Origin of the sequence: Nisaea sediminum, assembly GCF_014904705.1 — a bacterium.
Taxonomy (GTDB): Bacteria; Pseudomonadota; Alphaproteobacteria; order Thalassobaculales; family Thalassobaculaceae; genus Nisaea; species Nisaea sediminum.
In genome coordinates, this window is the sequence record NZ_JACZCQ010000003.1 from 168,603 (window position 1) to 194,097 (window position 25,495).

Annotated in this window: 25 protein-coding genes; 17 read left to right on the forward strand and 8 right to left on the reverse strand. The window is 63.7% G+C overall.

The window, feature by feature from the left end; genetic code table 11:
* Position 1 precedes the first annotated feature (1 nt).
* From IG122_RS05795 to IG122_RS05805, 3 genes are all read left to right on the forward strand, one after another.
* Positions 2–529 (forward strand): DUF3299 domain-containing protein, encoded by a 528-nt coding sequence (locus IG122_RS05795; RefSeq protein WP_193181351.1) that lies wholly within the window; start codon positions 2–4, stop codon positions 527–529.
* Positions 530–649: 120 nt separating this feature from the next.
* Positions 650–1,033, forward strand: coding sequence for a VOC family protein (locus IG122_RS05800; RefSeq protein ID WP_193181353.1), 384 nt, complete (start codon positions 650–652; stop codon positions 1,031–1,033).
* 30 nt (positions 1,034–1,063) lie between these two features.
* Positions 1,064–2,461 carry an amidase gene (locus IG122_RS05805; RefSeq protein ID WP_193181355.1) on the forward strand — a complete coding sequence of 466 codons (1,398 nt, stop codon included), beginning with the start codon at positions 1,064–1,066 and terminating at the stop codon, positions 2,459–2,461.
* 16 nt (positions 2,462–2,477) lie between these two features.
* Here the strand turns inward: IG122_RS05805 and IG122_RS05810 are convergent, their stop codons facing one another.
* A complete protein-coding gene (locus tag IG122_RS05810) occupies positions 2,478–3,935 on the reverse strand; it encodes an N-acyl-D-amino-acid deacylase family protein (protein WP_193181358.1) in 1,458 nt (485 codons plus the stop codon).
* 173 nt (positions 3,936–4,108) lie between these two features.
* Here IG122_RS05810 and IG122_RS05815 point away from each other — a divergent pair, with 173 nt between their 5' ends.
* The 5 genes from IG122_RS05815 (at position 4,109) to IG122_RS05835 (ending at position 9,872) form a co-directional block, all read left to right on the forward strand.
* The gene (locus IG122_RS05815) at positions 4,109–5,272 is read left to right on the forward strand and encodes an NAD(P)/FAD-dependent oxidoreductase (RefSeq protein ID WP_193181359.1); all 1,164 of its coding nucleotides are present in this window, start codon (positions 4,109–4,111) and stop codon (positions 5,270–5,272) included.
* A gap of 186 nt (positions 5,273–5,458) precedes the next feature.
* On the forward strand, positions 5,459–6,253 hold the full coding sequence (gene cysD / locus IG122_RS05820; RefSeq protein ID WP_193181362.1) for a sulfate adenylyltransferase subunit CysD: 795 nt from the start codon (positions 5,459–5,461) through the stop codon (positions 6,251–6,253).
* Between the two features lie 39 nt (positions 6,254–6,292).
* A complete protein-coding gene (gene cysC, locus IG122_RS05825) occupies positions 6,293–8,179 on the forward strand; it encodes an adenylyl-sulfate kinase (RefSeq protein ID WP_193181365.1) in 1,887 nt (628 codons plus the stop codon).
* Between the two features lie 139 nt (positions 8,180–8,318).
* Positions 8,319–9,494: a 2OG-Fe(II) oxygenase gene (locus tag IG122_RS05830; RefSeq protein ID WP_193181367.1), complete on the forward strand. Its 1,176-nt coding sequence runs from the start codon at positions 8,319–8,321 to the stop codon at positions 9,492–9,494.
* Positions 9,495–9,530: 36 nt separating this feature from the next.
* Positions 9,531–9,872, forward strand: coding sequence for a LysE family translocator (locus tag IG122_RS05835; RefSeq protein ID WP_193181369.1), 342 nt, complete (start codon positions 9,531–9,533; stop codon positions 9,870–9,872).
* A gap of 12 nt (positions 9,873–9,884) precedes the next feature.
* Here the strand turns inward: IG122_RS05835 and IG122_RS05840 are convergent, their stop codons facing one another.
* From IG122_RS05840 to IG122_RS05860, 5 genes are all read right to left on the reverse strand, one after another.
* Complete coding sequence (locus IG122_RS05840) at positions 9,885–10,139, reverse strand: hypothetical protein (RefSeq protein WP_193181370.1); 255 nt, start codon at positions 10,137–10,139, stop codon at positions 9,885–9,887.
* Entirely contained in the window at positions 10,136–10,762 is a 627-nt protein-coding gene (locus IG122_RS05845) for a helix-turn-helix transcriptional regulator (protein ID WP_193181372.1), read from the reverse strand. Before IG122_RS05845 ends, IG122_RS05840 begins: the two co-directional genes overlap by 4 nt.
* Positions 10,763–10,831: 69 nt before the next feature.
* Positions 10,832–12,409 carry a cisplatin damage response ATP-dependent DNA ligase gene (locus IG122_RS05850; RefSeq protein ID WP_193181374.1) on the reverse strand — a complete coding sequence of 526 codons (1,578 nt, stop codon included), beginning with the start codon at positions 12,407–12,409 and terminating at the stop codon, positions 10,832–10,834.
* The gene (locus tag IG122_RS05855; protein WP_193181376.1) at positions 12,409–13,434 is read right to left on the reverse strand and encodes a ligase-associated DNA damage response exonuclease; all 1,026 of its coding nucleotides are present in this window, start codon (positions 13,432–13,434) and stop codon (positions 12,409–12,411) included. The genes IG122_RS05850 and IG122_RS05855 overlap by 1 nt, the downstream gene beginning before the upstream one ends.
* Positions 13,435–13,436: 2 nt before the next feature.
* Positions 13,437–14,042, reverse strand: a complete 606-nt coding sequence (locus tag IG122_RS05860; protein WP_226893368.1) for an SIS domain-containing protein — start codon at positions 14,040–14,042, stop codon at positions 13,437–13,439.
* 228 nt (positions 14,043–14,270) lie between these two features.
* Between IG122_RS05860 and IG122_RS05865 the strand changes: the two genes are divergently transcribed.
* The 5 genes from IG122_RS05865 to IG122_RS05885 all read left to right on the forward strand — a co-directional run bounded on the left by IG122_RS05865 (position 14,271) and on the right by IG122_RS05885 (position 20,263).
* On the forward strand, positions 14,271–14,441 hold the full coding sequence (locus IG122_RS05865) for a hypothetical protein (RefSeq protein ID WP_193181378.1): 171 nt from the start codon (positions 14,271–14,273) through the stop codon (positions 14,439–14,441).
* 159 nt (positions 14,442–14,600) lie between these two features.
* Positions 14,601–16,043: an MFS transporter gene (locus IG122_RS05870; protein WP_193181380.1), complete on the forward strand. Its 1,443-nt coding sequence runs from the start codon at positions 14,601–14,603 to the stop codon at positions 16,041–16,043.
* A 37-nt stretch (positions 16,044–16,080) separates the two neighbouring features.
* Positions 16,081–16,878 (forward strand): enoyl-CoA hydratase-related protein, encoded by a 798-nt coding sequence (locus IG122_RS05875; protein WP_193181382.1) that lies wholly within the window; start codon positions 16,081–16,083, stop codon positions 16,876–16,878.
* 131 nt (positions 16,879–17,009) lie between these two features.
* Positions 17,010–19,487 carry a ligase-associated DNA damage response DEXH box helicase gene (locus tag IG122_RS05880; protein WP_193181384.1) on the forward strand — a complete coding sequence of 826 codons (2,478 nt, stop codon included), beginning with the start codon at positions 17,010–17,012 and terminating at the stop codon, positions 19,485–19,487.
* Entirely contained in the window at positions 19,484–20,263 is a 780-nt protein-coding gene (locus IG122_RS05885) for a GNAT family N-acetyltransferase (protein WP_193181386.1), read from the forward strand. Before IG122_RS05880 ends, IG122_RS05885 begins: the two co-directional genes overlap by 4 nt.
* Positions 20,264–20,293: 30 nt before the next feature.
* Here IG122_RS05885 and IG122_RS05890 read toward each other — a convergent pair whose 3' ends face one another.
* Both IG122_RS05890 and IG122_RS05895 read right to left on the reverse strand, forming a co-directional pair.
* Entirely contained in the window at positions 20,294–20,473 is a 180-nt protein-coding gene (locus IG122_RS05890) for a hypothetical protein (protein ID WP_193181388.1), read from the reverse strand.
* A gap of 124 nt (positions 20,474–20,597) precedes the next feature.
* Positions 20,598–20,807 (reverse strand): cold-shock protein, encoded by a 210-nt coding sequence (locus IG122_RS05895; RefSeq protein WP_193181390.1) that lies wholly within the window; start codon positions 20,805–20,807, stop codon positions 20,598–20,600.
* A 253-nt stretch (positions 20,808–21,060) separates the two neighbouring features.
* On the opposite strand from IG122_RS05895, the gene pdeM reads away from it, so the two are divergent.
* The 4 genes from pdeM (at position 21,061) to IG122_RS05915 (ending at position 25,490) form a co-directional block, all read left to right on the forward strand.
* A complete protein-coding gene (gene pdeM / locus IG122_RS05900) occupies positions 21,061–21,732 on the forward strand; it encodes a ligase-associated DNA damage response endonuclease PdeM (RefSeq protein ID WP_193181392.1) in 672 nt (223 codons plus the stop codon).
* Positions 21,733–21,795: 63 nt separating this feature from the next.
* Positions 21,796–23,253 carry a cryptochrome/photolyase family protein gene (locus IG122_RS05905; protein ID WP_193181394.1) on the forward strand — a complete coding sequence of 486 codons (1,458 nt, stop codon included), beginning with the start codon at positions 21,796–21,798 and terminating at the stop codon, positions 23,251–23,253.
* Positions 23,254–23,317: 64 nt separating this feature from the next.
* Positions 23,318–24,664, forward strand: a complete 1,347-nt coding sequence (locus IG122_RS05910) for an NAD(P)/FAD-dependent oxidoreductase (protein WP_193181396.1) — start codon at positions 23,318–23,320, stop codon at positions 24,662–24,664.
* A 1-nt stretch (position 24,665) separates the two neighbouring features.
* The gene (locus IG122_RS05915; RefSeq protein ID WP_193181398.1) at positions 24,666–25,490 is read left to right on the forward strand and encodes a DUF1365 domain-containing protein; all 825 of its coding nucleotides are present in this window, start codon (positions 24,666–24,668) and stop codon (positions 25,488–25,490) included.
* The last annotated feature ends 5 nt before the right edge of the window (positions 25,491–25,495 follow it).

The following is a 25,495-nucleotide window of genomic DNA, read 5'->3' on the forward strand; positions in this document are numbered from 1 at the left end:
TGTGAGCGACTCTTTCGTTATCTCCCGTAGAACTTTCCTCGCGGCCGCAGGGTCTCTTGCAGCGGCGGGCGCGCTTTCTGCCGGCGCCAGAGCGTCGGAGACACCGCGCGACATTCTCTGGGAAGACCTCATACCGAACGCCGACGAGCGCCTCCAGGCGACGATGAACCGCCTGGGTGTGGTCCAGCATGGCGGGGTCCCAGCGCAGACCAGCGACGATTACGGCAAGGATCTGGTGAAGGAGCTGATCGGCCAGAACATCCGCATCGCCGGCTACATCATCCCTCTCGACTATGACGGCGTCGGGGTGAAGGAACTGATCCTGGTGCCCTATGTCGGCGCCTGCATCCACGTGCCGCCGCCACCGCCGAACCAGCTCATCCTCGTGCGCACGGAACAGCCCTACGATCCGCGGGAGATGTTCGAACCGGTGTATGTCGCCGGTACGCTCGGCATCCTGAACGAGACGAACGATCTGGCGGAAGTCGGCTATTCCCTGCAGGCCGACTCGATCGAGCCCTACCAATAGACGGGATCGCAATCGACCGAATTGCACCGACCGCGCGAAGCGTCCTAGACTTGCCTCCCCACCCTTCAGGTGCCGCACACTACATGGGGCACCGCATCACATTCGGGAGCTGTCGCCGCCATGCCGTCCGTCGGGCAAATGCTGTCCTTCATCTATACCGATGATCTCACATCGGCCTCAGCCTTCCTTGCCGAGACCCTCGGATTCCGGCTGGCGCTGAACCAGAACGACCATTGTCATATCTACGAAGTGGCACCGAATGCCTTTCTCGGGGTCTGCACCAACCGTCCGCCGTCAGCCGATCCGGCCGTCACCATTTCCTTCGTCTCGGACGATGTCGACGGATTTTACGAGGAGATGTCGGCGAAAGGCGTCAACTTCGACGGAGCGCCGTCCTACAGCGAGAAGTTCAACGTCTATTCCGCCTTCTTCCGCGGTATCGGCAACTACCGCTTCGAGATTCAGGAGTTTCGGGATCCGTCCTGGCCGAAACCGGTGAAATGAAGCGGTCTTGCACGTTCTGGAGAGTAAGAAATGAGCCGTGAAATCGCGATGATGAGCGCGACCGATCTGATCCAGGCCTATGCGGCCGGAACCCTGTCGCCGGTCGAAGCGACGGAAGCCGCGCTCGGCGCCATCGACCGTCATAACCCACAGCTGAACGCCTTCGTCCATATCGACACCGAGGGTGCTCTGAAGGCGGCGAAAGAGTCCGAGGCGCGCTGGCGCGACGGCCGCCCGTCCGGGCTTGTCGACGGCGTACCGACCACGATCAAGGATCTCGCGGACGTCAAGGGACTGCCGACCCGGCGCGGCTCCAAGACCACCGATCCCGCTTATCGGGCGCCCCAGGACGCACCGTTCGTCGCCCGGCTGCGCGACCACGGCGCCGTCTTCCTCGGAAAGACCGCGACCCCGGAGATCGGCTGGAAAGGCGTCACCGACAGTCCGCTGACCGGGGTTACACGCAACCCGTGGAACCCGGAGAAAACGCCCGGCGGTTCTTCCGGGGGCGCTGCGGCCTGCACCGCGACCGGAATGGGCGCGCTAAACCAGGGCACCGACGGCGGCGGCTCGATCCGCATTCCGGCCGCCTATACCGGCATCTATGGCATCAAGCCAACCTTCGGCCGCGTCCCGCAATATCCGGCGAGCGCGATGGGAACGGTCTCCCATGTCGGCCCGATGACCCGGACCGTCGCGGACGCGGCGCTGATGCTGCAGGTGATGAGCGGGCCGCATGTCGCGGACTGGTATACGGCGCCCGACGACGGATGCGACTTCCGGCGCTTCCCCGCAATCTCTGTCCGCGGCATGCGGATCGCCTTCAGTCCGGATCTCGGCTTCGCGAAGGTCGATCCCGAAATCGCCGGACTTGTGGCCGCAGCCGTAAAGCGTTTCGCCGAACTGGGCGCTCATGTCGAGCAGGTGGAACTGAACCTGGCCTCATCGGCCGAAACCTTCCGGGCCCATTGGTTCACCGGCGCGGCCAACGCCTATAGAGCCCTCACCCCCGCCCAGCGCGAGCTGCTCGACCCCGGTCTTGCTGAAGTTTGCCTGGAGGGCCTTGAAATCACCCTTCCCGAATATCAGGACGCGATCCGGGCGCGGGAACAGCTCGGCTACGACATGAACCGGCTTCTGGACAGCTACGATCTGCTGCTGACGCCTGCCATGCCCACGGCGGCGTTCGACGCGGATATGGAAGTCCCGGCGGAGTCGGGCATGCGGCGCTGGACCGAATGGACGCCATTCTCATACCCCTTCAACCTGACGCAGCAACCGGCCGCCTCCGTGCCCTGCGGCTTCACCTCCGAGGGCCTGCCGGCGGGTCTGCAGATCGTCGGGGCCAAGTACCGCGAGGACAAGGTCTTCGCCGCCAGCGCCGCCTATGAGACGCTGTGTCCCTTCAAGATGCCGACATTGGATTGACGCCGGACGCTCGCGGTCAGGCTGCGAGCGTCGCACCGCGCCGGAGTGCGCGGCCCGGCCGGGCGCCGGTATGGGCGCCACCGCCCCAGACCATCCGTCCGTTGACGAAGACGCTCTCGATGCCGCCCGCGGGTGCCGTCGGCCGGTCGAAATCCGCCCGGTCAATCACCGTCTTTTCATCGAAGACGCAGAGATCGGCATAGTTTCCTTCCGCGACGGTACCGCGCCCCTTGAGCCCGAATTTCTGCGCCGAAAGACCGGTCATGCGCCGCACCGCCTCTTCCAGCGGGAAGAGTTCGAGATCCCGGCAGTAATGGCCGAGCACGCGCGGGAACGTGCCCCAGAGCCGGGGGTGCGGGAACTCGTCATGCGGCAAGCCGTCGGAGCCGATCATGGCGTGCTCGAACTTGAGGATGCGCTGCACGTCCTCCTCGCTCATGGAGAAATAGATCGCGCCCGCCGGCTGCAACTGCTCCGCCGCCTCGTAGATGTCGCAACCGAGTTCTTTGGCGATGTCCGCGAGATCGCGTCCGGCAAGGTCGGGCCGCGCCTTCGACCAGGTGATTTTCACCCGCTCCGAGAGCGCAATGGAATCCGGCTTCAGCACCGTCGAGGAGGCGCAATAGGGATAGATATCGAGGCCGATATCCTGATGGTGCATGTGTTTTTCGAAGCAGGCGAGCGTCTCGCAGCTGCGACCGAAATTGTGTTTTCCCTGTACCTTGTGATGCGAGACGATCACCGGGCAATCAGCTTCGCGTCCGATGGTGAAGGTTTCTTCCAGCGAGTCCATGATCTCGTCCGACTCGTTCCGCATATGCGTCACATAGCGCGCGCCAAAAGCTTTCAGGCTGCGCGACAGCTCGATCACCTCTTCGGTCGGCGCCTTGTGCGACGGCGCGTAGAACAGTCCGGTCGAGAACCCGACCGCACCTGAATCCAGCGCTTCTTCCAGAAGACCGCGCATCTGCTTGATCTCCTGCCCCGTCGCGCCCCGGTCGAGCCGCTCCATCGTGCCGACACGGAGTGTCGAATGACCGACGAGGAAGGCCGCGTTCACCGAGGCCGGTGCCTGCTCCACGGCGGAGAGGAAGCTGTCGAAGGTCCGGAACTTGTACCAGTCGGGATCGCCGATCAGGTCGAGCGGCGGCGGCGGAGCGATGTCGAGGACCAACGGCGCGAGACTGATGCCGCAATTGCCGACCACCACCGTGGTCACGCCCTGGCTGACCTTGGCGTCGAAATCGGGCTGCGAGAGCAGCATGCGGTCATCATGGGTGTGTACGTCGATGAAGCCGGGGGCGACGATGCGGTTGCTGACATCCACTCGCTTACCCGCTTCGGCGCCCGAGAGATCGCCGACCGCGGCGATCTTCTCGTCCCGGATTCCGACATCCGCACGCCGGCGCGGCCCGCCGGTCCCGTCAATGACGTCTCCGCCCTCAAGCACGATATCGTAGGCAGCCGCAGCCATGTTCAATCCCCTTGTGATCCCAGTCGGTCCATCGTGATCGGACTGCGTCATGCCGGGTCCTGTCAACGCCCCTCCCGGAACGAATGCGCTGGCCGCTCGGAACCATTGCCCCCCTTGAGCCACTCCGCCGCATCGGCGTAAGGTCCGGGTCCCACCTTCGGAACACCAGCATCATGACCGACACGATTCAGCACGCCGATTTCCTCATCATCGGGGCCGGGATGGCCGGCGCCTCCTGCGCCTATTTTCTCGCGCCGCACGGCTCCGTCATCCTGCTCGAGCGCGAGGATCAGCCCGGCTACCACACAACCGGCCGGTCCGCCGCGCTCTATATCGAGAGCTACGGCAACGCCGCGATCCGCGCCTTGAATCGGGCCGGGAAGCCATTCTTCCTCAACCCGCCGGAGGGCTTCGCGCAAGACCCGATCCTGACCCCGCGCGGATCCTTGACCATCGCCGAAGCCGATCAGGTCGACGCCCTGGAGGCCGCCTATGCGGAGCAGGCAAAGTCGATCAAAGGACTGGAGATCGTCGAGGGCCAGCGCCTGCTGGATCTCTTCCCGGCCATCGATCCCCAAAAGACGGTGCGCGGCCTCTACGATCCGAACGACATGGACATGGACGTCCACGCTCTGCACTGGGGCTTCATCCGCGGCATGCGGGACAGGGGTGGCAAGCTCGTCACCGACGCCGATGTCCGCGGCCTGGCCCGCAGCGCCGACGGCTGGAGTGTCGAGACGCGGGCGGGAACCTTCGCGGCCCCGGTCGTCATCAACGCCGCGGGCGCCTGGGCGGACGAGATTGGCAAGATGGCGGGCGCGAAACCGATCGGACTGGTGCCGAAGCGCCGCACCGCCTTCACCTTCGATCCGCCGGAGGGCCTCGATCCCGACAAGCTGCCCGCCGTCGTCAACGTGAACGAGGACTGGTACGTCAAGCCGGAAGCGGGCCGCTTCTTGGGCTCTCCCGCGGACGAGACCCCGTCCCTGCCGACCGACGCGCAGCCGGAGGATCTCGACCTCGCGATCGCCGTCGACCGGATCGAGAATGCGACCACGCTGAAGGTCGGCCGGTTCCACAGCCGCTGGGCCGGACTGCGCTCCTTCGTCTCGGACAAGACACCGGTGGTCGGCTTCGAGCCCGGCCTGGAAGGTTTCTTCTGGCTAGCGGGCCAGGGAGGCTACGGTATCCAGACCTCCGCCGGCCTCGGGATGACTTCCGCCGCGCTCGCCCGCGGCGCGGCGCTACCGGAAGAGGTCGCGTCGCAGGGACTGAAGGCGAGCGATCTCGCTCCCGACCGTCCGGCCTTGGCTGACGCCGCCTATTTCACCGGGTGAACGCGCGGCGCCGGAACAATGTTGTGCCGTTCCCTCCAAGACTAAGGTCAGGCTTTCGCCGGAAGCCGCAAATGCGTGACAGGAACGTGCAAATCGTTCCCGCCCCCCTTTTGCGCTTTTGACAAGTCGCCATATGGGGCCTAGAAACCGCGCTCCACTTGGAAATAAAACGGAAACACCGGCCCGATGGATCATCTCGACGCGCTGGAAGCGCAGAGTGTCTACATTCTGCGCGAGGCTTTTAACAAGTTCGACCGCATGGGCATGCTCTGGTCGCTTGGCAAGGACTCGAACGTCATGGTCTGGCTCGCCCGCAAGGCGTTCCTCGGCCATGTCCCCTTCCCGCTGATGTTCTGCGACACCGGCAAGAAGTTTCCCGAGATGTACGCCTTCCAGAAGAAATACGCCGCCGAGTGGGGCGTCAATCTGATCGTGAAGGACTGCCCGCCGATCGAGGAGATCGACCCGACGCTGCCGCCGGCGACCCGGTCCGCTGCGCGCAAGACCGAAGCCCTGAAGCGGCTCATTGCGGAGCGCGATATCCAGGCTGTGATCGCAGGTATCCGTCGCGACGAGGAAGCAACGCGGGCCAAGGAGCGCGTCTTCAGCCCGCGCGGCGAGAACGCGGAATGGGACTTCCGCGACCAGCCGCCGGAATTCTGGGACCAGTTCAAGACCGACTTCGCCCCCGGCACGCATATCCGGATCCATCCGATCCTGCATTGGACCGAGCTCGATATCTGGCGCTACATCCAGCGCGAGAACATTCCGATCGTTGATCTCTATTTCTCGAACAACGGCAAGCGGTACCGCTCCCTCGGCGACCAGGACATCACCCATCCGATCGAGAGCGAGGCCAGCACGATCGAGGAGATCATCTCCGAGCTGGAAGCGACGACGATCGCCGAGCGCAGCGGCCGGGCCATGGACCATGAGGCGGAAGACGCCTTCGAACGGCTCCGCACCGCGGGCTACATGTAAATCGCGGCACGCGTCAGAACCGCACAAAGAGATTTTCCGATGACCGTTTCCTCCGAAAGCCCCGCCCTCAAGCTCGTCGTGGTCGGCCATGTCGATCACGGCAAGTCGACCCTGATCGGCCGCCTGCTGCACGACACCGGCTCCCTGCCCGACGGCAAGGCCGAGGCGGTGATCAAGATGTCCGAACGGCGGGGCATGCCGGTCGAATGGGCTTTCGTGCTGGACGCCTTGCAGGCCGAGCGCGACCAGGGCATCACGATCGACACGACGCAGATCTTCTTCAATACCGACAAGCGCAATTACGTCATCATCGACGCGCCGGGCCACAAGGAGTTCCTGAAGAACATGGTCTCCGGCGCCGCGCTCTCAGATGCGGCCCTGCTGGTGATCGACGCCAAGGACGGGATGCAGGAACAGTCCCGCCGACACGGCTACATCCTGCACCTGCTCGGCGTGCGCCAAGTCGCGGTCGTGATCAACAAAATGGACCTCGTCGGTTACCGCGAGGCGCGCTACCAGGAACTGACCGGCGACATCCGCAAGTATCTCTCCGGGCTTGGTCTCGAAGCCGCGGCCATCGTTCCGATATCGGCCCGCGAAGGCCAGGGCATGGTCGCCCGCCCGGACCGGATGCCCTGGTACGAGGGCCCGCACCTTGTCGAGGTGCTGGATGGCTTCAGCCCGCCGGTGCTGCCGACCGACCGTCCGCTGCGCCTGCCGGTCCAGGACGTCTACAAGTTCGACGAGCGCCGGATCATTGCCGGCCGCATCGAGAGCGGCCGCATCCATACCGGCGACCGGATCCTGATCTCTCCCTCGAACAAGACCGTCACGGTCAAGAGCATCGAGAACTGGAACGTGAAGGACCCCGCGCTCGGCGCCTCCGCTGGCCAATCCGTCGGCATCACCCTTTCCGAACAGCTCTTCATCGAGCGTGGCCAGGTGATCAGCCACGAAAGCAACCCGCCGATCGAAACCAACGTCTTCCGCGCCCGCATCTTCTGGCTCGGCAGGAAGCCGCTCGAAGTCGGCAAGCGCTACAAGCTGAAGCTCGCGACGAACGAGCAGACGGTCGAGGTTCAGTCGATCGAGACCGTGATCGATGTCGAGAACCTGACCTCAAGCGCAGGCGACCGGCTCGAGCGCAACGGCATCGGCGAAGTCACCCTGCGCGCCCGTGCGATGCTGGCGCTAGACGAGTTCTCCGAGAACCCGAAGACAGGCCGCTTCGTGCTGGTCGACGAGTACGACACGGTCGGCGGCGGCATCATCTTCATGGAAGGCTATCCGGACCAGCGCACCCGCGGCGACGTCCGCTCGACCAACATCACCGCCGTCGAGCACCGTGTAACGCCCGACCTGCGCGCCCACGCCAACGGCCACGAGGGCGGCATCCTCTGGCTCACCGGTCTCTCCGGCGCCGGCAAGTCGACGCTCGCCATCGAGGCGGAGCAACAGCTCTTCGCCAAAGGCTACCAGGTTTATGTGCTGGACGGCGACAATATCCGTTTCGGCCTCTCCTCCGATCTCGGCTTCGCGCCGGAAGACCGGGCGGAGAACATCCGCCGCGTCGGCGAGGTGGCGAAGCTCTTCGCCAGCGCCGGCGTGCTGGTGCTGACCGCCTTCATCTCGCCCTACCGCGCCGACCGCGACCGCGCCCGCTCGATCGCGCCGGACCTGTTCCATGAGGTCTATGTCGCCGCCGACGTTGCGACCTGTGAAGGGCGCGATCCAAAGGGCCTCTACAAGAAGGCGCGTGCCGGGGAGATCAAGGAGTTCACCGGCGTTTCGGCCCCGTACGAAGAGCCGGTCACGCCGGAGCTGACCGTCGACACCTCGGACAAGACGGTGAACGAGTCGGTGGCAGAGCTGCTCGCTTACGTCGAGGAGAATTTCAGCCTGACGCGCAACGGTGGCGGACGCTGACGGAAAAGAAAGTCCGGAACCATCCGGTTGTTCCGGACTCTTCCGGCGCTCTATAGAATTTCCTGTCAGCGGATCCTTCTTCGGATGAAATACGGCAGCCGGTCCGCGTATGGTTCGTGTAAGTCTGGATACCAACCAAATGACATTCACCCCGGTTAACGAAAGCCCTACCCGAACATTGCCAGGCGACTCCGCACAGGCGTTCTTGCAGAGGACCGTCAAGCACGCCAGTTTAGCGCTGGACAGTCTGGCCGGGCGTTACATAGTGCTGTGTTTTTTCGGCTCCGGAGCGGAAGCGCACACTCAGAACGCCTGCAAAGCGGCAAGTTCCCGCCCGGATCTTTTTGACGACAGGCATGCCGCCTTCTTTGGCGTCAGCATCGACCCGGCGGACGAGACCGAGGCCCGGCTAACCCATCGGAATCCGGGCCACCGGCACTTTTACGACTTCGACCTAAGAGTATCCAAACTTTACGGAGCTCTGCCCCAAACGGCTGACCCGGACAATGCCCTTGGCGCTTTGACGCGCCAGTGGATCGTGATCGACCCGACGATGCGGGTACGCGATGTCATTCCATTCCGAGACGACCAGAGCGATATTGCCGAAGTCATCTCGCTGGTAGAGGGACTGCAGCCGGCTGAGCGGGCCTCCGGGATCGAGTTGATGGCACCGATCCTCTACCTCCCGAGGGTATTTGAGACCGATCTCTGCCAGCATCTGATCGAGACCTATGAAGCGCAGGGCGGTCGGGAGAGCGGCTTCATGCGCGAGATCGACGGAAGAACGGTCAGTGTGATCGATGCCGGCTTCAAGCGGCGCAAGGACATCACTCTGACGGACGACAGGCTGAACATTGAACTCCAGAAGCGTTTCCTGCGCAGGGTGATCCCCGAAATCGCGAAGGTGCACCAATTCACCGCGACACGAATGGAGCGCTTCATGGTCGCCTGTTACGCGGCCGAGGATGGCGGGCATTTCGCGCCTCACCGGGACAACAATTCAAGAGGAACTGCCCACCGGCGCTTCGCCGTGTCCGTCAATCTCAACGACGATTTCGACGGCGGCGAAGTGAGTTTCCCTGAATACGGACCGCGGTCCTTCAAGGCTCCCGCCGGCGGCGCTGTCGTTTTCTCCTGCTCGCTTCTGCACAGGGTCAGCAAGGTTACGCGCGGGCGGCGTTACGCCTTCCTGCCGTTCCTGTACGATGAAGCGGCCGCACGCATCCGTCAGGAAAACGCTCACTTGATCGACTATCAGAAGACAGCACCCGGCAAAACCGAGCCGAAGACGGGCGAGGCCGGCGTCGTTGCGTAAAGCGAAAATAAGACGCCGCTAACCGCCTTCGCCAGCATGGCGGAAGATGCAAGGCCGCGCTCCAAACGGACCGCGCGCGTCATGTTCCGCGATGGCTTGCTGACCAACATACTCAATCCGAAAATGGCGATATTCGTTCTCGCCCTCTTCCCGCAATTCATCGTCCGGGAGGCTGGTTCCGTCGCAATGCAGATCATGGTCCTGGCGACGGTGCTGAACGCCATCGGCTTCTTCGTCAACGGCTGCGTGATCCTTTCCGCCAGCCGTCTCGGGAGCTTTATCGCGGGCAGCGGGCGGCTGCGCAAACTCTCGCAATATTTCCTCGGTACGGTGTTCGTCGGTCTCGCCGCCCGACTGGCCTTCGACAACCGGAATTGAGCCCCGCCAATCTCAGAGATGCTTTCCGCGCTCGAGAATCTCGAGCACGTATTCCCGATAGGTCATGCCGAGTTCCTTCGCCCGCTTGACGCGGCGCTGGAGAATGAGCCGGTCCGGGGTCTCCCAGGCCTTGGCGCTCGCTTTCTTCCAGTGCGTCTTGTGCCATGCATTGCTGAGCGGCGGTCCCTGATTGTGTCCGATGCCAATGGGGACCTTCCTGCGCAGGCCGACCAGCGCAGACACCTTGTGCTGTTTGATGCGGTTCATTTATGCGTGATCCGGTAGGCGCAGCGCCGTGCGCCCGAGAGAATGTGATCAGTCCGCTCTACCACGCAATCCGGTCCGAGAACATCCTGAAACAGCTCCAGTTCAGCGCGGCAAAGGCCTTGGCATTCGGCCGCCGCAGCACAGACCGGACAATGGTTTTCCACGAGCAGGTAGCCGTCCTCGTCCGTCCCGGAACATTCGGCCATGTAGCCCTCGCGGTCGCGTAGGGAAACCAGCCGGTCGAGCTTTTGACGAAGCGAGGATTCCGTCGAGACCTCCGCCTTGTAGACCGCGAGATTCTCAGTTCGGCGCTTCTCAATCAACCGGTCTAGGCCGTCCTCGCCGAAGAGTTCCCGGACCGACTGCAGCAGGTCCACCGTGAGCTGCGCATGGCTGTCGGGGAACCGCGCATTGCCCTCTTCCGTCAGCGCCCAGTAGCGCTTCGGCCGCCCGCGTCCCTCGGGCCGGTCCTCGTGCCTCACCAGTCCGGCGTCGGCCAGCTTCGCGAGATGCTGCCGCGCCGCTTCCCCGGTCATGGAGAAACGCGCGCCGAGTTCTCCGATGGTCTGCGGACCCCGGGTCTTCAGCTGAAAGAGGATACGGTCTGCGGCTCGGTCATTCATTTCGGATTCCAACAGGTTATCCGTCTTTATCAAGAAATGGCTTGTGTTGGAAGCGCGCGACACGGGTGATCAGACGATCAGTTTCTCAAGGCTCTCCAGCCGGTCCGCCTCCTCCACAGGCTTGTCCCAGCGGATACGGTGGAACCGCGGAAAGCGCATGGCGACGCCGCTCTTGTGGCGAGAAGAACGATGCACGCTGTCGAAGGCAACCTCGACCACCAGGCCCGGCGCGACCTCGCGCACCGGTCCGTAGCGCTGCACCGTATTGTCCCGCACCCACTTGTCGAGCCGCTTCAGTTCCTCGTCGGTGAAGCCGGAATAGGCCTTGCCGACCGGGACCAGCTCCGGCCCGCCCTCGCCCTCGCGCCAGGCACCGAAAGTGAAGTCGGAATAGAAGGAGGATCGCTTGCCGTGCCCGCGCTGGGCATACATGACGACGGTGTCGAGGGTAAGCGCGTCCCGCTTCCACTTGAACCAGGGGCCCTTCGGGCGGCCGGCAAGATAGGCACTGTCGCGCCGCTTCAGCATCAGACCTTCGAGCTGCTCGCCACGGCAAGCGTCCCGGAGCGCTTCCAGCGCCGCCAGGTCCTCGAAGGTCACGATCTCCGACAGGTCTGCGCGCGCGGGATTCTCGCGCTCATGGAATCGCTCCAGCCGCTCCCGGCGCTCCGTGAAGGGCAGCGCCCGCAGATCCTCGTCACCATCGAACAGGATATCGTAGAGGCGGATATGCGCCGGGTGATCCTGAAGCATGCGGCGCGTCACGCGCTTGCGGTTGAGACGCTGCTGCAGATCGTTGAAGGGAGCCACCTCGCCGTCGCGTAGTACCAGCAGCTCACCATCGAGCACGCCCTCGAAAGAGATGAAATCGACGATGTCCGGAAAGGCCACCGAGATATCGTCACCGGTCCGCGAATAGAGCCTGACCTCGCCGCTGCGGGACGCGATCTGCACCCGGATGCCGTCCCATTTCCATTCCGCGACATATTGAGAGAGATCGAGCCGCGCGAGATCGCCGTCTTCCAAGGGGTTCGCCAGCATCAAAGGCCTGAAGACCGCGCGGTTGCTCATATCCGGCTGATCGGAACGCCCCTCAAGCCAGTCGAAGAGCTCTTTATAGGGCGGCTCCAACCCGTGCCAGATTTCCTCGATCTCGTCGACTTCGCGGCCGAACGCGTCGGCAAGTGCCGTCTTGGCAAGACGGGCGGAGACGCCGACCCGCATCCCTCCGGTCACAAGTTTCAGCAACGCCCAACGCCCGGTCGCATCCAGCGTGTCGAGCCAGCTCTCGATCACCTCCGAGGCTTCGGCCACGCTCAGCCCTTCAAGTTCAGCCGGGATCTCTGCCAGCCCGGGCGTCGCCCGGTTGGTCGGACGCTCCGGCCAGATCAATGCCGTGGTTTCCGCGAGGTCGCCGACGAAATCGTAGGACCAGCCAAAGAGTTCGGGATCGACGCGCTGCGTGACGAGGGTGCGGATCGTCGATGGTTTCGCGCTCTTGACATCCAGTACCCCCGCCAGCGCCGCAAGCGCGATCCCCCGGTCCGGGTCCGGCGCGGAGCGGAAATAATCCGCCATCAGCTTCAGCTTGGTATTGCGTTGGGGCGCGTAGAGCAGCCGGTCGAGCAGATGGGCGAAGCGAAGCATCAGCCCTCCTCCTCATAGCCGAGCAGCCTGAGCGCCTTGGCCTCGATGCCCTTCTGCCGCGCGGCATGGACAAGCGCTTCCTCGCGTCCGTGCGTCACCCAGACCTCCGGTGCGCCGACATCATCGAGTGTCTGCAGCAACTCGTCCCAGTCGGCGTGGTCCGAGATTACCAGCGGGAGTTCGACGCCACCCTGCTTCGCCCGCTGCTTCACCCGCATCCATCCCGATGCCATGGCGACCACCGGGTCCGGCAGGCGCCGCGCCCAGCGGTCGGCGATCGCCGAGGGCGGGGCAAGAACGATCTCACCTGAAAGATCCGCGCGCGGCTGTCCCTTCTCCCCCGCCGTCGCCGGGAGCAGTTCACCGAGATCGACGCCATGCGCCTGATAAAGCTCGCAGAGCGGGATCAATGCGCCATGCAGGTACAGAGGCTTGTCGTACCCAGCGGCCCGGATCAGCGAGATCAGCCGCTGCGCTTTTCCGAGAGAGTAGGTCCCGATGACATGGCAGCGCTCGGGAAACAGGCGCCGCGAATGCATCAGCGTCGCAATTTCGCCCTCGTCAGGCGGGTGGCGGAAGACGGGCAGCCCGAAGGTCGCTTCGGTGACGAACACGTCGCAAGGCACAGGCTCGAACCCCGCGCAGGTGCGGTCGGGACGGCGCTTGTAGTCGCCGGAGACGACGACCCGCTCGCCCATGTATTCGAGCACCACCTGCGCGCTGCCGAGCACATGGCCGGCCGGCACGAGGCGCACCCTGACGCCGTTGATCGAGATCGCCTCGCCGAAAGCCAGTGGCTGGCCGGTGCCGAACGGCGTCTCGCCGTATCGGGTCCGCATGATGGCGAGGGTCGCAGGCGTCGCCGCGACCGCACCATGGCCTGGCCGCGCATGGTCGGCATGTCCGTGGGTGATGACCGCGCGCTCGACGGCGCGGGTCGGGTCGACATAGAAGCCGCCCGGCTCGACAAGCAGACCCTCCGGTCGGACCCTGATCCAGCTTGCCCTGCGTTCGGCTCTTGCCATCGCTACTCGATATTGTCCGTACGTGCCCGCTTACCGAGATAGCCGCCGTGGTGGCGAAGTCCATATTCGTGCCGCGTCACGCCCTTGCGCTCCATAAGCACCAGCGCCAGCGCATCGCTCACCGCTGCCATCACCGCCATGCTGGCCGACGGCGTCAGGCCGAGCGGACAGGGCTCCTTGATCACGCCCATGTCGATGATGACGTCGGCCAGATCGCGCAGCCCGCTATCGGGGTGAGAGGTAATACCGATGACCTGGCCGGCATCGACATGGCGGCTGAGCTCGATGAATTCCAGAACCTCGCGGGTCTTGCCGCTGGTCGAAAAAGCGACGATGCAATCTCCCGGTGCGACCATGCCGAGATCGCCATGCGCCGCCTCGCTCGGATGGATGAAGAAGGCCGGCGAGGCCGTCGAACTCAGGATCGCCGCGAACTTGTGCGCGATGAAACCCGCCTTCCCCATGCCCGTCGTGATGATCTTGCCGGGCGTGTTCTGCAGGATGTCGAGGGCCCGTTCGTAGGTCTCGTCGACCCGGATCGCGTTGATGGCCGCGGCTTCCGCATCGAGGATCATCTTGATGCGGGACTTGATGTCGGAACTGTTCAAGGAAGGCCTCGGGGTTTCGGAATGTGAAGCTGCCGGAACTTACCCGACCGGGGCCTGAGACTCCAGCACGAGATACTTCGCATTTATAGGATCAATAAACGCTCTTTTCGATCATTATATCCAAAAGCGCATCAATTCAATGCTGCATTGCAACATTATCAATTTTGCTCTCCAGACCGATATTCTAGTCAGTAATTGAACACTCGACTGGCAGAGCTGGAGCCGGACATGATCAACGAACAGAACAAGCGCCCGCGGATCTATTTCTCGGACATTCAGCGCAAGTGGTCGACCTTGCAGGTCGACGCGGCGCAGGAAATGATCGACGACTTCTCCCGCCACGGTGACGATGCCGATCCGCTCGGCGAATTGAGGCTCGTCCCGTCTAAGGCCGCCTGACCCTCTTTTTCCTCCCCAACCTCCCCCTGATGACCCGGGCATTGCCATAAGGCGATGTCCGGTTTTTTTATTTCGCGTTGCAGCATTCATGAAGACGGATTGACGGAATTATTTTTACAAGATATTTCTTGATAAATATTTTTCTCCCGGACAAAGACAATGACCGACAGCCACGTTCCCTGGTCCGAAATTCTGACGCGGAGCAGCGCGCCTTCCCTTTCACTGGTCTGTCTCGGAGTCTGGCTGCATGCAGCGGACAGCCTGATCGTTGCAACCATGATGCCGGCGATCATCGACGGCATCGGCGGCGGCGAACTCGTCGCCTGGTCGATCGCCCTTTACGAGATCGGTACCATCATTGCCGGCGCCGCGGGCGCCTTCCTCACGGTTCGCTTCGGGCTTCGCGCTCCGATGGCGACGGCGGCCTTCCTGTTTGCCGTCGGGTGCATCGTCAGCGCGCTTGCCCCGGCCATGCCGATACTGCTCGGCGGACGGCTGATCCAGGGGCTCGGCGGCGGCGGCCTCATGGCGCTCTCCTTCGTTGCGGCAAACCGGCTGTTTCCGGCACGACTGATACCCCGCGCCATCGCCTCAATGTCCGCCCTCTGGGGCGCCTCCTCCTTCATCGGTCCACTGATCGGCGGACTCTTCGTCGCTCATGCGGACTGGCGCGCCGGGTTCGGTTTCTTCGCATTGCAGGCCCTTACCCTTGGACTCTGGATCTTGTTCGCCCGCTCACTCTCCGTGCTCGACGCCGGCCGCCGCTCTCCGCATACAGGCGGCTTACCGATCTTCCGACTGACGCTGGTCGCCGCAGGGGTTGTTCTGATTGCCTATGCCGGCATCGAGATCGGCCCGGTGGCAACACCGGTCCTAGCGCTCTCCGGCCTGCTCTGTCTCGCCGGTTTTCTCCTTGCCGAGCGGAGGGCCGGAGACCGGAGAATGCTTCCCAAAGCCCCTTTCGGGATCGCCAGCGCGCCCGCCAGCGCCCTGACCATGATCCTCTTTCTAGCGGCGGCGACGATCGCGATCGGCGCCTATGGCCCGCTGCTGCTGGTCCGCCTGCACGGTCTTTCCGCGCTCGCGGCAGGGTACATGCTGGCGCTTTCTTCGGTCAGCTGGACCTTCTTCGCATTGATCGTCTCCGGCATCTCGGAGAGGCACGATCCGCGCTTCATTGCCCTGGGCATGCTCTGCGTCGGAGCCAGTATTCTTGGCTTCGTCTTCAGTGTCCCCGAAGGGCCACTCTGGCTGATTGCGCTTTCCACAATTCTCGAGGGCGGCGGTTTCGGCATCGCCTGGGTCTTCATCCTCCGCCGTGCCACATCCCTCGCACCACCGGAGGAAGCTGACCGGATTTCCGCCGCGATCCCGACCATGCAGCGTCTCGGCTTCGCCCTCGGCGCCGCCTATATCGGCATCGTCGCAAATGCTGCCGGTTTCGCCTCCGCAGACAAGCTGACGGAGCTTGCAGACATCGCGCGCTGGATCTTCGCAAGCTGCCTCGCACCTGGTCTCGCCGGCCTCGTCGCCGCCGCCTGCTTCCTCTTGCCACACTGGCGGATCAAGCTGCCTATTCCCCTTTCGCGCCAGGATACTTAGGCTGCGGGTTCCAACGTCACTCAAAAGGTCTCCTATCATGTCCGAACCCGTTGTCCTGCTCTCCAAAGACGAGCGCGGGGTCGCCACCGTCACGATCAACCGGCCCGAAGTGAACAATGCCTATAACGGCGACGTCATCCAGGGCCTGCTCGACGTCTTCGCGGCCCTCAGCTCCGATGACAAGGTTCGCGTCGTGGTGCTGCGGGGCAACGGTCGGCATTTCCAGGCCGGTGCGGATCTGCGCTGGCTGAACGAGATGGGCAAGCTCTCGCCGGAGGAGAACGTCGCGGTCTCGCGCCGCACCGCGTCGGCCGTTTGCGGCCTGAACGATTTTCCGAAACCGACCGTCGCTCTGGTCCACGGCGGCTGTTTCGGCGGCGGCGTCGGAATCGTCGCTGCCTGCGACGTCGTGATCGCCAGCGAGGATGCGATCTTCGCCATCACCGAGGCCCGCTGGGGTGTGATGGCCGGCATCATCGTCCCGCATCTGAACGCCGCGATGGGGCCGCGCAACGTCCGGCGCTATGCCCTCACCTGCGAGCGTTTCGGCGCGGCGAAGGCCGCCGAGATGGGCCTGGTCCACGAGGTTTGCCCCACCGGCGGCCTCGACGCCGCAGCGGCTCCTGTCATCGACCAGCTCCTGCTCTCCGCGCCGATCGCCATGACTGAGACAAAGCAGGTCATTCTCGACCATGCGAGGATCACGCTCTCCGACGAGTATTTCGAGGAATTGGTGGCCCAGCATGCGGCCAAGCGCCAGTCGGACGAGGCGGCCGAGGGGCTGAAGAGCTTCGCCGAGAAACGGAACCCCGCATGGTATACCGGCGCGGCTTGAGCGATCGAACCGGCGAGCGGTTCCGCTGCTTCGAGGATCGCGAAGAGGCCACCGCCTGAGCAGCCTGCTCGTCTCCCGAAGCCGCGGATTAATCCCTTGCCGCGCGCCCGGGCGCCCGCCACTTTTGCAGCATGCCGGACGCCGCCGCGAAATCACCGACCGACAAACCTGACCTGCCCGAGATCTTCCGAGACTGGTTCGAGGAGAAGGGCTGGCACCCGCATCCGCACCAGATTGACATGCTGGAGGCGGCGCGGCACGGACGGCACGCGCTCCTGATTGCGCCGACCGGCGGCGGCAAGACTCTCGCCGGCTTCCTGCCGAGCCTGATCGAGCTTGCCGAGGCTCCCTATGAGGGACTGCACACGCTCTACATCTCGCCGCTGAAGGCGCTCGCGGTCGACATCCACCGCAACCTGCTGCTGCCGATCGAGGAGATGGACCTTCCGGTCACTGCCGAGACCCGGACCGGCGACACGCCGCAATCGAAGAAACAGCGCCAGCGCGGCACCCCGCCGAACATCCTGCTGACCACGCCGGAGAGCCTCGCCCTCCTGCTCTCCTATACCGACGCGCCGAGAATATTCGGACGCTTGCGCACGATCGTCGTCGACGAACTGCACGCCCTCGCCCCGAACAAGCGCGGCGAGTTGCTTGCCCTCGGCTTTGCCCGGCTGGCGCGGCTGGCGCCGGACGCGCGCCGTGTCGGTCTCTCGGCAACCGTCGCCTATCCGGAAGCACTGGAAGCCTATCTCTCTCCCACCGGACGCGCGGGGCAAGGCGATGTTGCAAGGGTGACCGGCGGCGGCGCGGTCGCGGCGGAGGTCAGAATTCTGATCGGCCGGGGTCATTTCCCCTGGTCCGGCCATATGGGCACCTACGCGGTCGAGGACATCTACGAGCAGATCTGCGGCGCCGAGACCACGCTGGTTTTCGTCAACACGCGGGCACAGGCGGAGATCCTCTTCCAGGCGCTCTGGCGGGTGAATGAGGAGAACCTGCCGATCGCCCTGCATCACGGCTCGCTCTCGGCGGAGCAACGGCGCAAGGTCGAGGCGGTGATGGCCAAGGGCGGCCTGCGTGCCGTGGTCGCCACCTCCTCGCTCGACCTCGGCATCGACTGGGCCGCCGTCGACCTTGTGATCCAGGTCGGGGCGCCGAAGGGCTCCTCCCGGCTGCTACAGCGGATCGGGCGCGCCAATCACCGGCTCGACCAGCCGAGCCGCGCCATCCTGATCCCGGCCAACCGCTTCGAGGTGCTCGAGTGCCAGGCCGCGATCGACGCGGTGAAGGAGATGACGCTCGACGGGGATCTGCCGAGCGAGGGCGCGCTCGACGTGCTGGCGCAGCATATCCTCGGCACCGCCTGCGCGGGACCGTTCCATCCGGACCGGCTCTATGAGGAAGTGCGGACCGCCGCGCCCTACGCAGACTTGCCGCGCGAGGATTTCGACGCCGTGCTGCGCTTCGTCACCGACGGCGGCTATGCGCTCCGCACCTACGATCGCTTCCGCCGCTTGCGGCCGACCCAGGACGGACTGCTCACAGTGGTCAACGAAAGGGTCGCGCGCGCCTACCGGATGAATGTCGGCACCATCGTCGAGGCGGTGACGCTCAAGGTCAGAATGCGGCGCGGACGCTTCCTCGGCGAGATCGAGGAATATTTCGTCCAGGGCCTGACGCCGGGCGATACCTTCCTCTTCGCCGGTCAACTCCTGACCTTCGAGGGCGTGCGCGAGACTGTGGTCGAGGTCAGCCCCGGCGGCGACGGAGAACCTGAAGTGCCAGCTTATATGGGCGGACGCCTGCCTTTCACCACGCATCTTTCCGACCGGGTGCGCAGCATGCTGGAAGACGACCGCGACTGGCCGACCCTGCCTGCGCCCGTCGAAGACTGGCTCCGCATGCAGCAATGGCGCTCGGTCATGCCGAAGCGCGACCGCCTGCTGATCGAGATCTTCCCTCGCTCGGGCAAATTCTATCTCGTCGCCTACTGTTTCGCCGGACGCAACGCGCACCAGACTCTCGGCATGCTGCTGACACGGCGCATGGAGCGGGCCGGGCTCGATCCGCTAGGCTTCGTCGCGAGCGACTACGTGATCGCAGTCTGGGGCCTGAAGGAACCGCGCCGGGAGGACGTCGAGGCGCTGTTCGACCAGGACATGCTCGGCGACGATCTCGAGGAGTGGATGGCGGAATCGACGCTGCTGAAACGCACCTTCCGCAATGTTGCGGTTATCGCGGGACTGATCGAACGCAAGCTGCCGGGGCACGAAAAAACCGGGCGCCAGGTCACCTTCAGCGCCGATCTGATCTACGACGTCCTCAGAAGCCACGAGCCGGATCACGTGCTGCTGAAAGCGACACGCGCCGATGCGGCGCGCGGCCTCACCGACATCCGCCGACTGGCCGACCTTCTGGTTCAGGTTCAGGGAAAGATCGATGTCCGCAGCCTTGATCGGGTCTCGCCGCTGGCGGTCCCGATCCTGCTGGAAATCGGTAGGGAACAAGTCCATGGCGGAGCCATGGATACGCTGCTCGAGGAAGCCGAAGCGGAACTGGTCGCGGAAGCCACCGGCGGCGACATGCAGGCGGGATTGCCGATATGAACGGGCTTCGACCGCTGGACGCATTTACGCCTGAGATGGTCGGCACGCTGCGGCAGCGAATCGGTGCTGACCCGGCCTGCTCGCTCTATCTGGAAACCGCGCTCGACGCGACGCGGACAGGCGCCCGCAACCGCTTCGCTCATCTTTCGGACAGCGGCGGCGTGATCCTCGCGATCTCGTTCGACGGACTCGATGTTGTATCGACCCTCGGTCCGCTCGACGAGGCGGATTACCGGCTCCTGGCCACCAGCGGACGCAAGGAGCTCCAGCTTGCGCCGGCCCATGCTAGGCACCTGCGTGAACAGCTTGCCGGCCGCCGGTTCAGGGAACGCGACGCTCATTTCTACATCCGCCCGCAAACCGCCGCACTGCCGGAGCATCCCGCAAACGTGCGCCGCCTCGGCCCGGAGAACGAGGTCGAGGTCGCCGCCTTCATGCAGGCTCACAATCGGGAAACGGTATTCTCTAACTGGATGCTGTCGGGATATTTCTGCGCGGCGTTCGAAGCCGGCGAAATCGTTGCAACGGCAGGAACCGTGATCACCCATCGCGCAAGCGGCCGCGCGAATATCGGCAATCTGCTGACGGCTCCTGGAAAGCGCGGGCGCGGTTTTGCCCGTGCCGCGCTTTCGGCCCTGATCCGGACCCTCCAGGAGAACGGGATTCCGGATCTCTCGCTGGTCACGACGGCGGAAAATCGGGCGGCGCGGGCGCTTGCAGAGTCGCTCGGCTTCAAGAGCCTCGAGCGCCGCGTTCAGTTCGATGTGGAGGAATAGGGCCCGTAAACAAGGCAGCCACGCGGCGTGCTAGTTGACGACAACCTTGGTGGCATCGCCATACATCTCGGAGATGATGAAGCGGGCGTGATCGATCATTTTCGGAGTCTCTTCTCCGTCGATAGAGAACACTTTCTCATCTCCCGCTCGGGAGAAAGAGACGTAGTTCTGAAGTCCGTAATTGGTCAGGAAGGTCGTTTCGAAGTTCATAGTCACCTTGATAAATATTGATGCGGCACGGCCGGAAACGGCCGAACGCACGGAACTTAGTCCATATTTGCAAATCGGATCGGGGCGATCCGTGACCGCCCCGATCCTCTCTTGATGCGAACTGTCAGCTCACCATCTTCAGGTTTTCGGCAGACATCTTGCCGTTCTGGCCCGGGACCAGATCGAAAGAGACGCGCTGGCCTTCATCGAGGCTGGCAATGCCGGAGCGCTCAAGTGCGGTGATATGCACGAACGCATCGTTCGAGCCATCTTCCGGCTCAATGAAGCCATAACCCTTGGTGGAGTTGAACCATTTAACAGTACCGTTAGCCATGATTTTTCCTTTCACGACATAATAAATCGGCCGACGGCACATTGCTGTCAGCCAGTGAAAACGCCCAAAATGTCGAGAAGAGAACTTGGTCGAACGCCCGGAGGCGAAAACAGTCTTTTAACAGCGACTTCTAAACGTGCCTGAACATTTAGGACTAAATCCAGAAAATGCAAGGGAATTATTTTCAGACCGTCAAATAAACCTGCCCGTCAATGGTCTTGACCATGCTCCATCGATCCGCCTAAGCAGCGCAATGAACAGCGAACAGCTCCTGATCAACGGCGTCCCGCTCGTCGCCGACCATAGCGGCATCCTCTATTGGCCGGAGCAATCCCTGCTCGTCGTCTCTGACCTGCATCTGGAGAAAGCGTCGAGCTACGCCGCCCGCGGCATTCCTCTGCCACCCTACGACACTGGCAACACCCTGAAGCGCCTTGCCCGCGTCTGTGAGATCTATCGGCCGGAGCGAGTGATCTGTCTCGGCGACAATTTCCATGACAGCAACGGACCGGAGCGGATGGCGGAGACCGACCGTCAGACGATGATCGCCCTTACCCGCGGGCGAGACTGGTGCTGGATCACCGGCAACCACGACCCGGATCTGGCCGATGAGCTGCCCGGTCGGCGGAGCGCCTTGGAAACCCTCGGCGCCCTAACCTTTCGCCACGAAAGCATCCCCGGAAGTGCCGGAGAGATCAGCGGCCACTTTCATCCGTCCGCGCGGGTGAAAACTCGCCAGCGCCATCTCTCCGGGCGCTGCTTCGCCCATAACGGATCGTGCCTGATCATGCCCGCTTTCGGCGCGCTCACCGGTGGCCTCAGCGTACGCGACCCGGCCATCGGCGCCATTCTCGGCCCCTCGTTCGAGATCCTCTTTCTCGGCCCGCGACGGGTCTACCGGTTCCCGAGCGCCGCCGCCGCGTAAGTCAAAGTGATCCGCCCGCCACCGTCTGCCGTATCGGCTCAGCATGAATTAACGGGTGGCATTTTGTCCGAAAAACCAATCCTCGTCTGGTTCCGTCAGGATCTGCGGCTGAGCGACAATCCGGCTCTGACGGCCGCTGTAGACTCCGGCGCGCCGGTTCTCCCTGTCTACATTCTGGACGATAAAACGCCGGGCAAATGGGCGCCGGGCGGCGCATCGCGCTGGTGGCTGCATCACAGCCTTGCCGCCCTGGCCGAAAGACTGGAAAAGCGCGGCGGCGCACTCCATCTCGTCCGATCACGAGACGCAACCGAAACGATCCGTGACCTCGCGCGGAAATCCGATGCAGCGGCGGTGTACTGGAATCGCTGCTACGAGCCGTTCGCCATCGCGCGCGATACGAAGCTGAAACAGGCCCTGAAGACCGATGGGATCGACACCGAGAGCTTCAATGCCTCTCTTCTGTTCGAACCCTGGGAAGTGAAGACCAAGTCCGGCACGGCGCCGAAGGTCTTCTCGCCCTATTGGCGCGCCCTACGTGCACTCGGAGATCCGCCAGCACCGCACCCCGCGCCCGACGAAATACGTGGCGCCGATTTTGCTCCGAAAAGCGACAGGCTCGAAGATTGGAACCTGCTGCCGACAAAGCCCGACTGGGCGGCCGGGTTCAATAGTCACTGGAAGCCCGGCGAGGCCTCCGCGCAATCCCGGCTCGACTGGTTCCTCGAAACCGCGCTGGACGATTATACGGACGGCCGCAATTTCCCAGCGAAGCCCTCCGTTTCGCGTCTTTCCCCGCATCTCCATTTCGGCGAGATCGGGCCGAGGCAGATCTGGCACCGCACCCTCGCCTTTTGCCATGCCGAGGGCCGCAATCCCTTTTCGGGATCGGCGGAGCATTTCCTGAAGGAACTGGTCTGGCGCGAATTTTCCCATTCGCTGCTCTACCACAATCCGGATCTTCCCGAGGCATGCCTCAAGCCCGAGTTCGAGAACTTCCCCTGGGAGAAATCGGACAAAGCGCTCCGGGCATGGCAGCGCGGGCAGACCGGCATTCCCATCGTCGATGCGGGGATGCGCGAACTCTGGCAGACCGGCTACATGCACAACCGGGTGCGGATGATCTGCGCCTCCTTCCTGATCAAGCACCTGATGGTGGACTGGCGAGCGGGAGAGGCGTGGTTCTGGAACACCCTGCTGGACGCCGATCTCGCGAACAATGCGGCTTCCTGGCAATGGGTGGCCGGCTCGGGAGCGGATGCCGCACCCTATTTTCGTATCTTCAACCCGGTCCTGCAGGGCGAGAAGTTCGATCCGGACGGCGTCTATACCCGCCGCTGGGTGCCGGAGCTGGCGAACGTGCCCGACCGCTACCTGCAGAAGCCCTGGGAGGCGCCCGGCAACCTGGCGCCTGCCTATCCTGCCCCGATCGTCGATCTCGCCGCCGGTCGCGAGCGTGCCCTCGCCGCTTACAAGGATCTGGGCAATGCAGAACCCGAAAAGTCGGTCGCGTGGGGTTAGCCACAGCGAAATGCTGCACCGACTGCACAATTCAGAATAGAGTTTCTTCCGGGGGAGTGACTGGATGCGAATAGCTGTTGTCGGAAGCGGGATCGCCGGACTTGGCACCGCATGGCTCTTGTCGTCGCGCTATCAGGTGACCGTCTACGAAGCAAATGACCGGCTCGGCGGACACAGCAATTCGGTAATTGTCGATTATGACGGCGCGGCCGTCCCCGTAGATACCGGCTTCATCGTCTACAACGAGGCGACCTACCCGAACCTGATCGGAATGTTCGACTGGCTCGGTGTGAAGACCAAGCCGAGCGACATGTCCTTCAGCGTCTCGGTCGGCGATGGCGCGCTCGAATACGAGGGCTCGCTCCGGGGCCTGGTCGCCCAGCCGGCCAATCTGTTGAAGCCCGGATATTACCGGATGCTGGCCGATGTCGCCCGGTTCTTCGCAGCGGCTCCGCGCCTTCTCGACGAGCCGCACGACCCGGACATCACCCTCGGCGCCTTCCTGAAGTGCGAAGGCTACGGCGACGGTTTCCTCTACGACCACCTACTGCCGATGGCAGCGGCGATCTGGTCCTGCCCGGTCGAGACGATGCTTGCCTTCCCGGCCCGCAGCTTCGTGCGCTTCTTCGTCAATCACGGCCTGCTGAAACATGTGAACCGGCCTCAGTGGTTCACCGTCGATGGCGGTTCGCGCAACTATGTCCGCCGTCTGGCCGACGAGATCGAACAGCGCGGCGGGCAGATCCGCACAGGGCATCCGGTACACCGGGTCCGCCGCCTCGACACGGGCGCCATGGTGACGGAACCGGATGGCTCGGAAACCTTCTACGACCAGATCGTGATCGGCGCCCACGGCGACGAGGCACTGTCGATGCTGGGGGACGCGGACGACGCGGAACGCAACCTGCTCGGCTGCTTTACCTATCAGGACAATGTCGCCGTACTGCACCGCGACCGCAGCCTGATGCCGAAAAGGCGCGCGGCCTGGGCCTCCTGGAACTATCTCGCGGAAGGCCGGCGGGACATGGACCGCGCGGTCGCCCTCACCTACTGGATGAACCGGCTGCAGGGGATCGACGAGCGGCTTCCGCTGTTCGTGACCATGAACCCGCTCCGCGAACCGGATCCCGCGCTCGAATTCGCGCGCTTCAACTACACCCATCCGGTCTTCGACAGTGCTGCCGTGCGTGCCCAAACCGGTCTCGGAGCCATACAGGGAAACCGCAATACCTGGTTCTGCGGCAGCTATTGCGGCTACGGTTTCCACGAGGACGGCCTCAAGGCCGGGATCGCCGTTGCGCGCAGCCTCGGGATCACGGTTCCCTGGAACACCACGGTAGAGCCCGCGCGCCAGGATTGGCTGGCGCGGCAGAACTCCGAGGCGGCCGCCCTTGCCACGGGAGACGATTGAGATGGACGGCGGGGCCGAAAGGATCGCCCCAACGTCCTGCCTCTATCGCGGGGCGGTCATGCATGCGCGCCTGCTGCCTTTCCGGCATCGCTTCGTCTACCGCGTGTTCTCGATGCTGGTGGATCTCGACGAACTCGACGGACTTTCCGGCGAGCTGCGGTTCTTCTCGCGCAACCGCTTCAACCTGTTCTCCTATTTCGACAGGGACCACGGCAGCCGCGACGGCACGCCGGTGGCGGACTGGGTCCACGACCAGCTCCAGGCCGCAGGCCTCGAATTAGATGAAGGTCGCATCACAACACATTGTTTTCCAAGAATTCTCGGTTTCGTCTTCAATCCCCTGACGATCTATTTCTGCCATCGTCGGGACGGGCGCCTGCTGGCCGTGCTTTACGAGGTGAAGAACACGTTCGGACAGCAGCATTGCTACCTGATCCCGGTCGAAGACGGGCACGAGCCGGGGAACGCGATCCTGCAAAGCTGCGACAAGGGCTTCTACGTCTCGCCATTCATCGGGATGCAGTCGACATACCGCTTCCGCCTGAAGGATCCCGGGGAAAAACTCTCGATCCTGATCCGTCAGGAAACGCCGGCGGGTGAAACCCTGGTCGCGACCCATACAGGACGCCGTGAAGAACTCTCCGACGGCACGATCCTCAGGATGGCGGCCCTCTATCCGCTGCTCACCGTCAAGGTCGTTGCCGGCATCCACTGGGAGGCCCTGAAGCTCTGGATCAAGGGCGCGGTCTTCCACGAGCGGCCGGCGGAACCGGATCGCGCGGTAACCGTCATCGGCAAGTCATCCACCGGTCGGCGAGCAGCGTAAGCAAG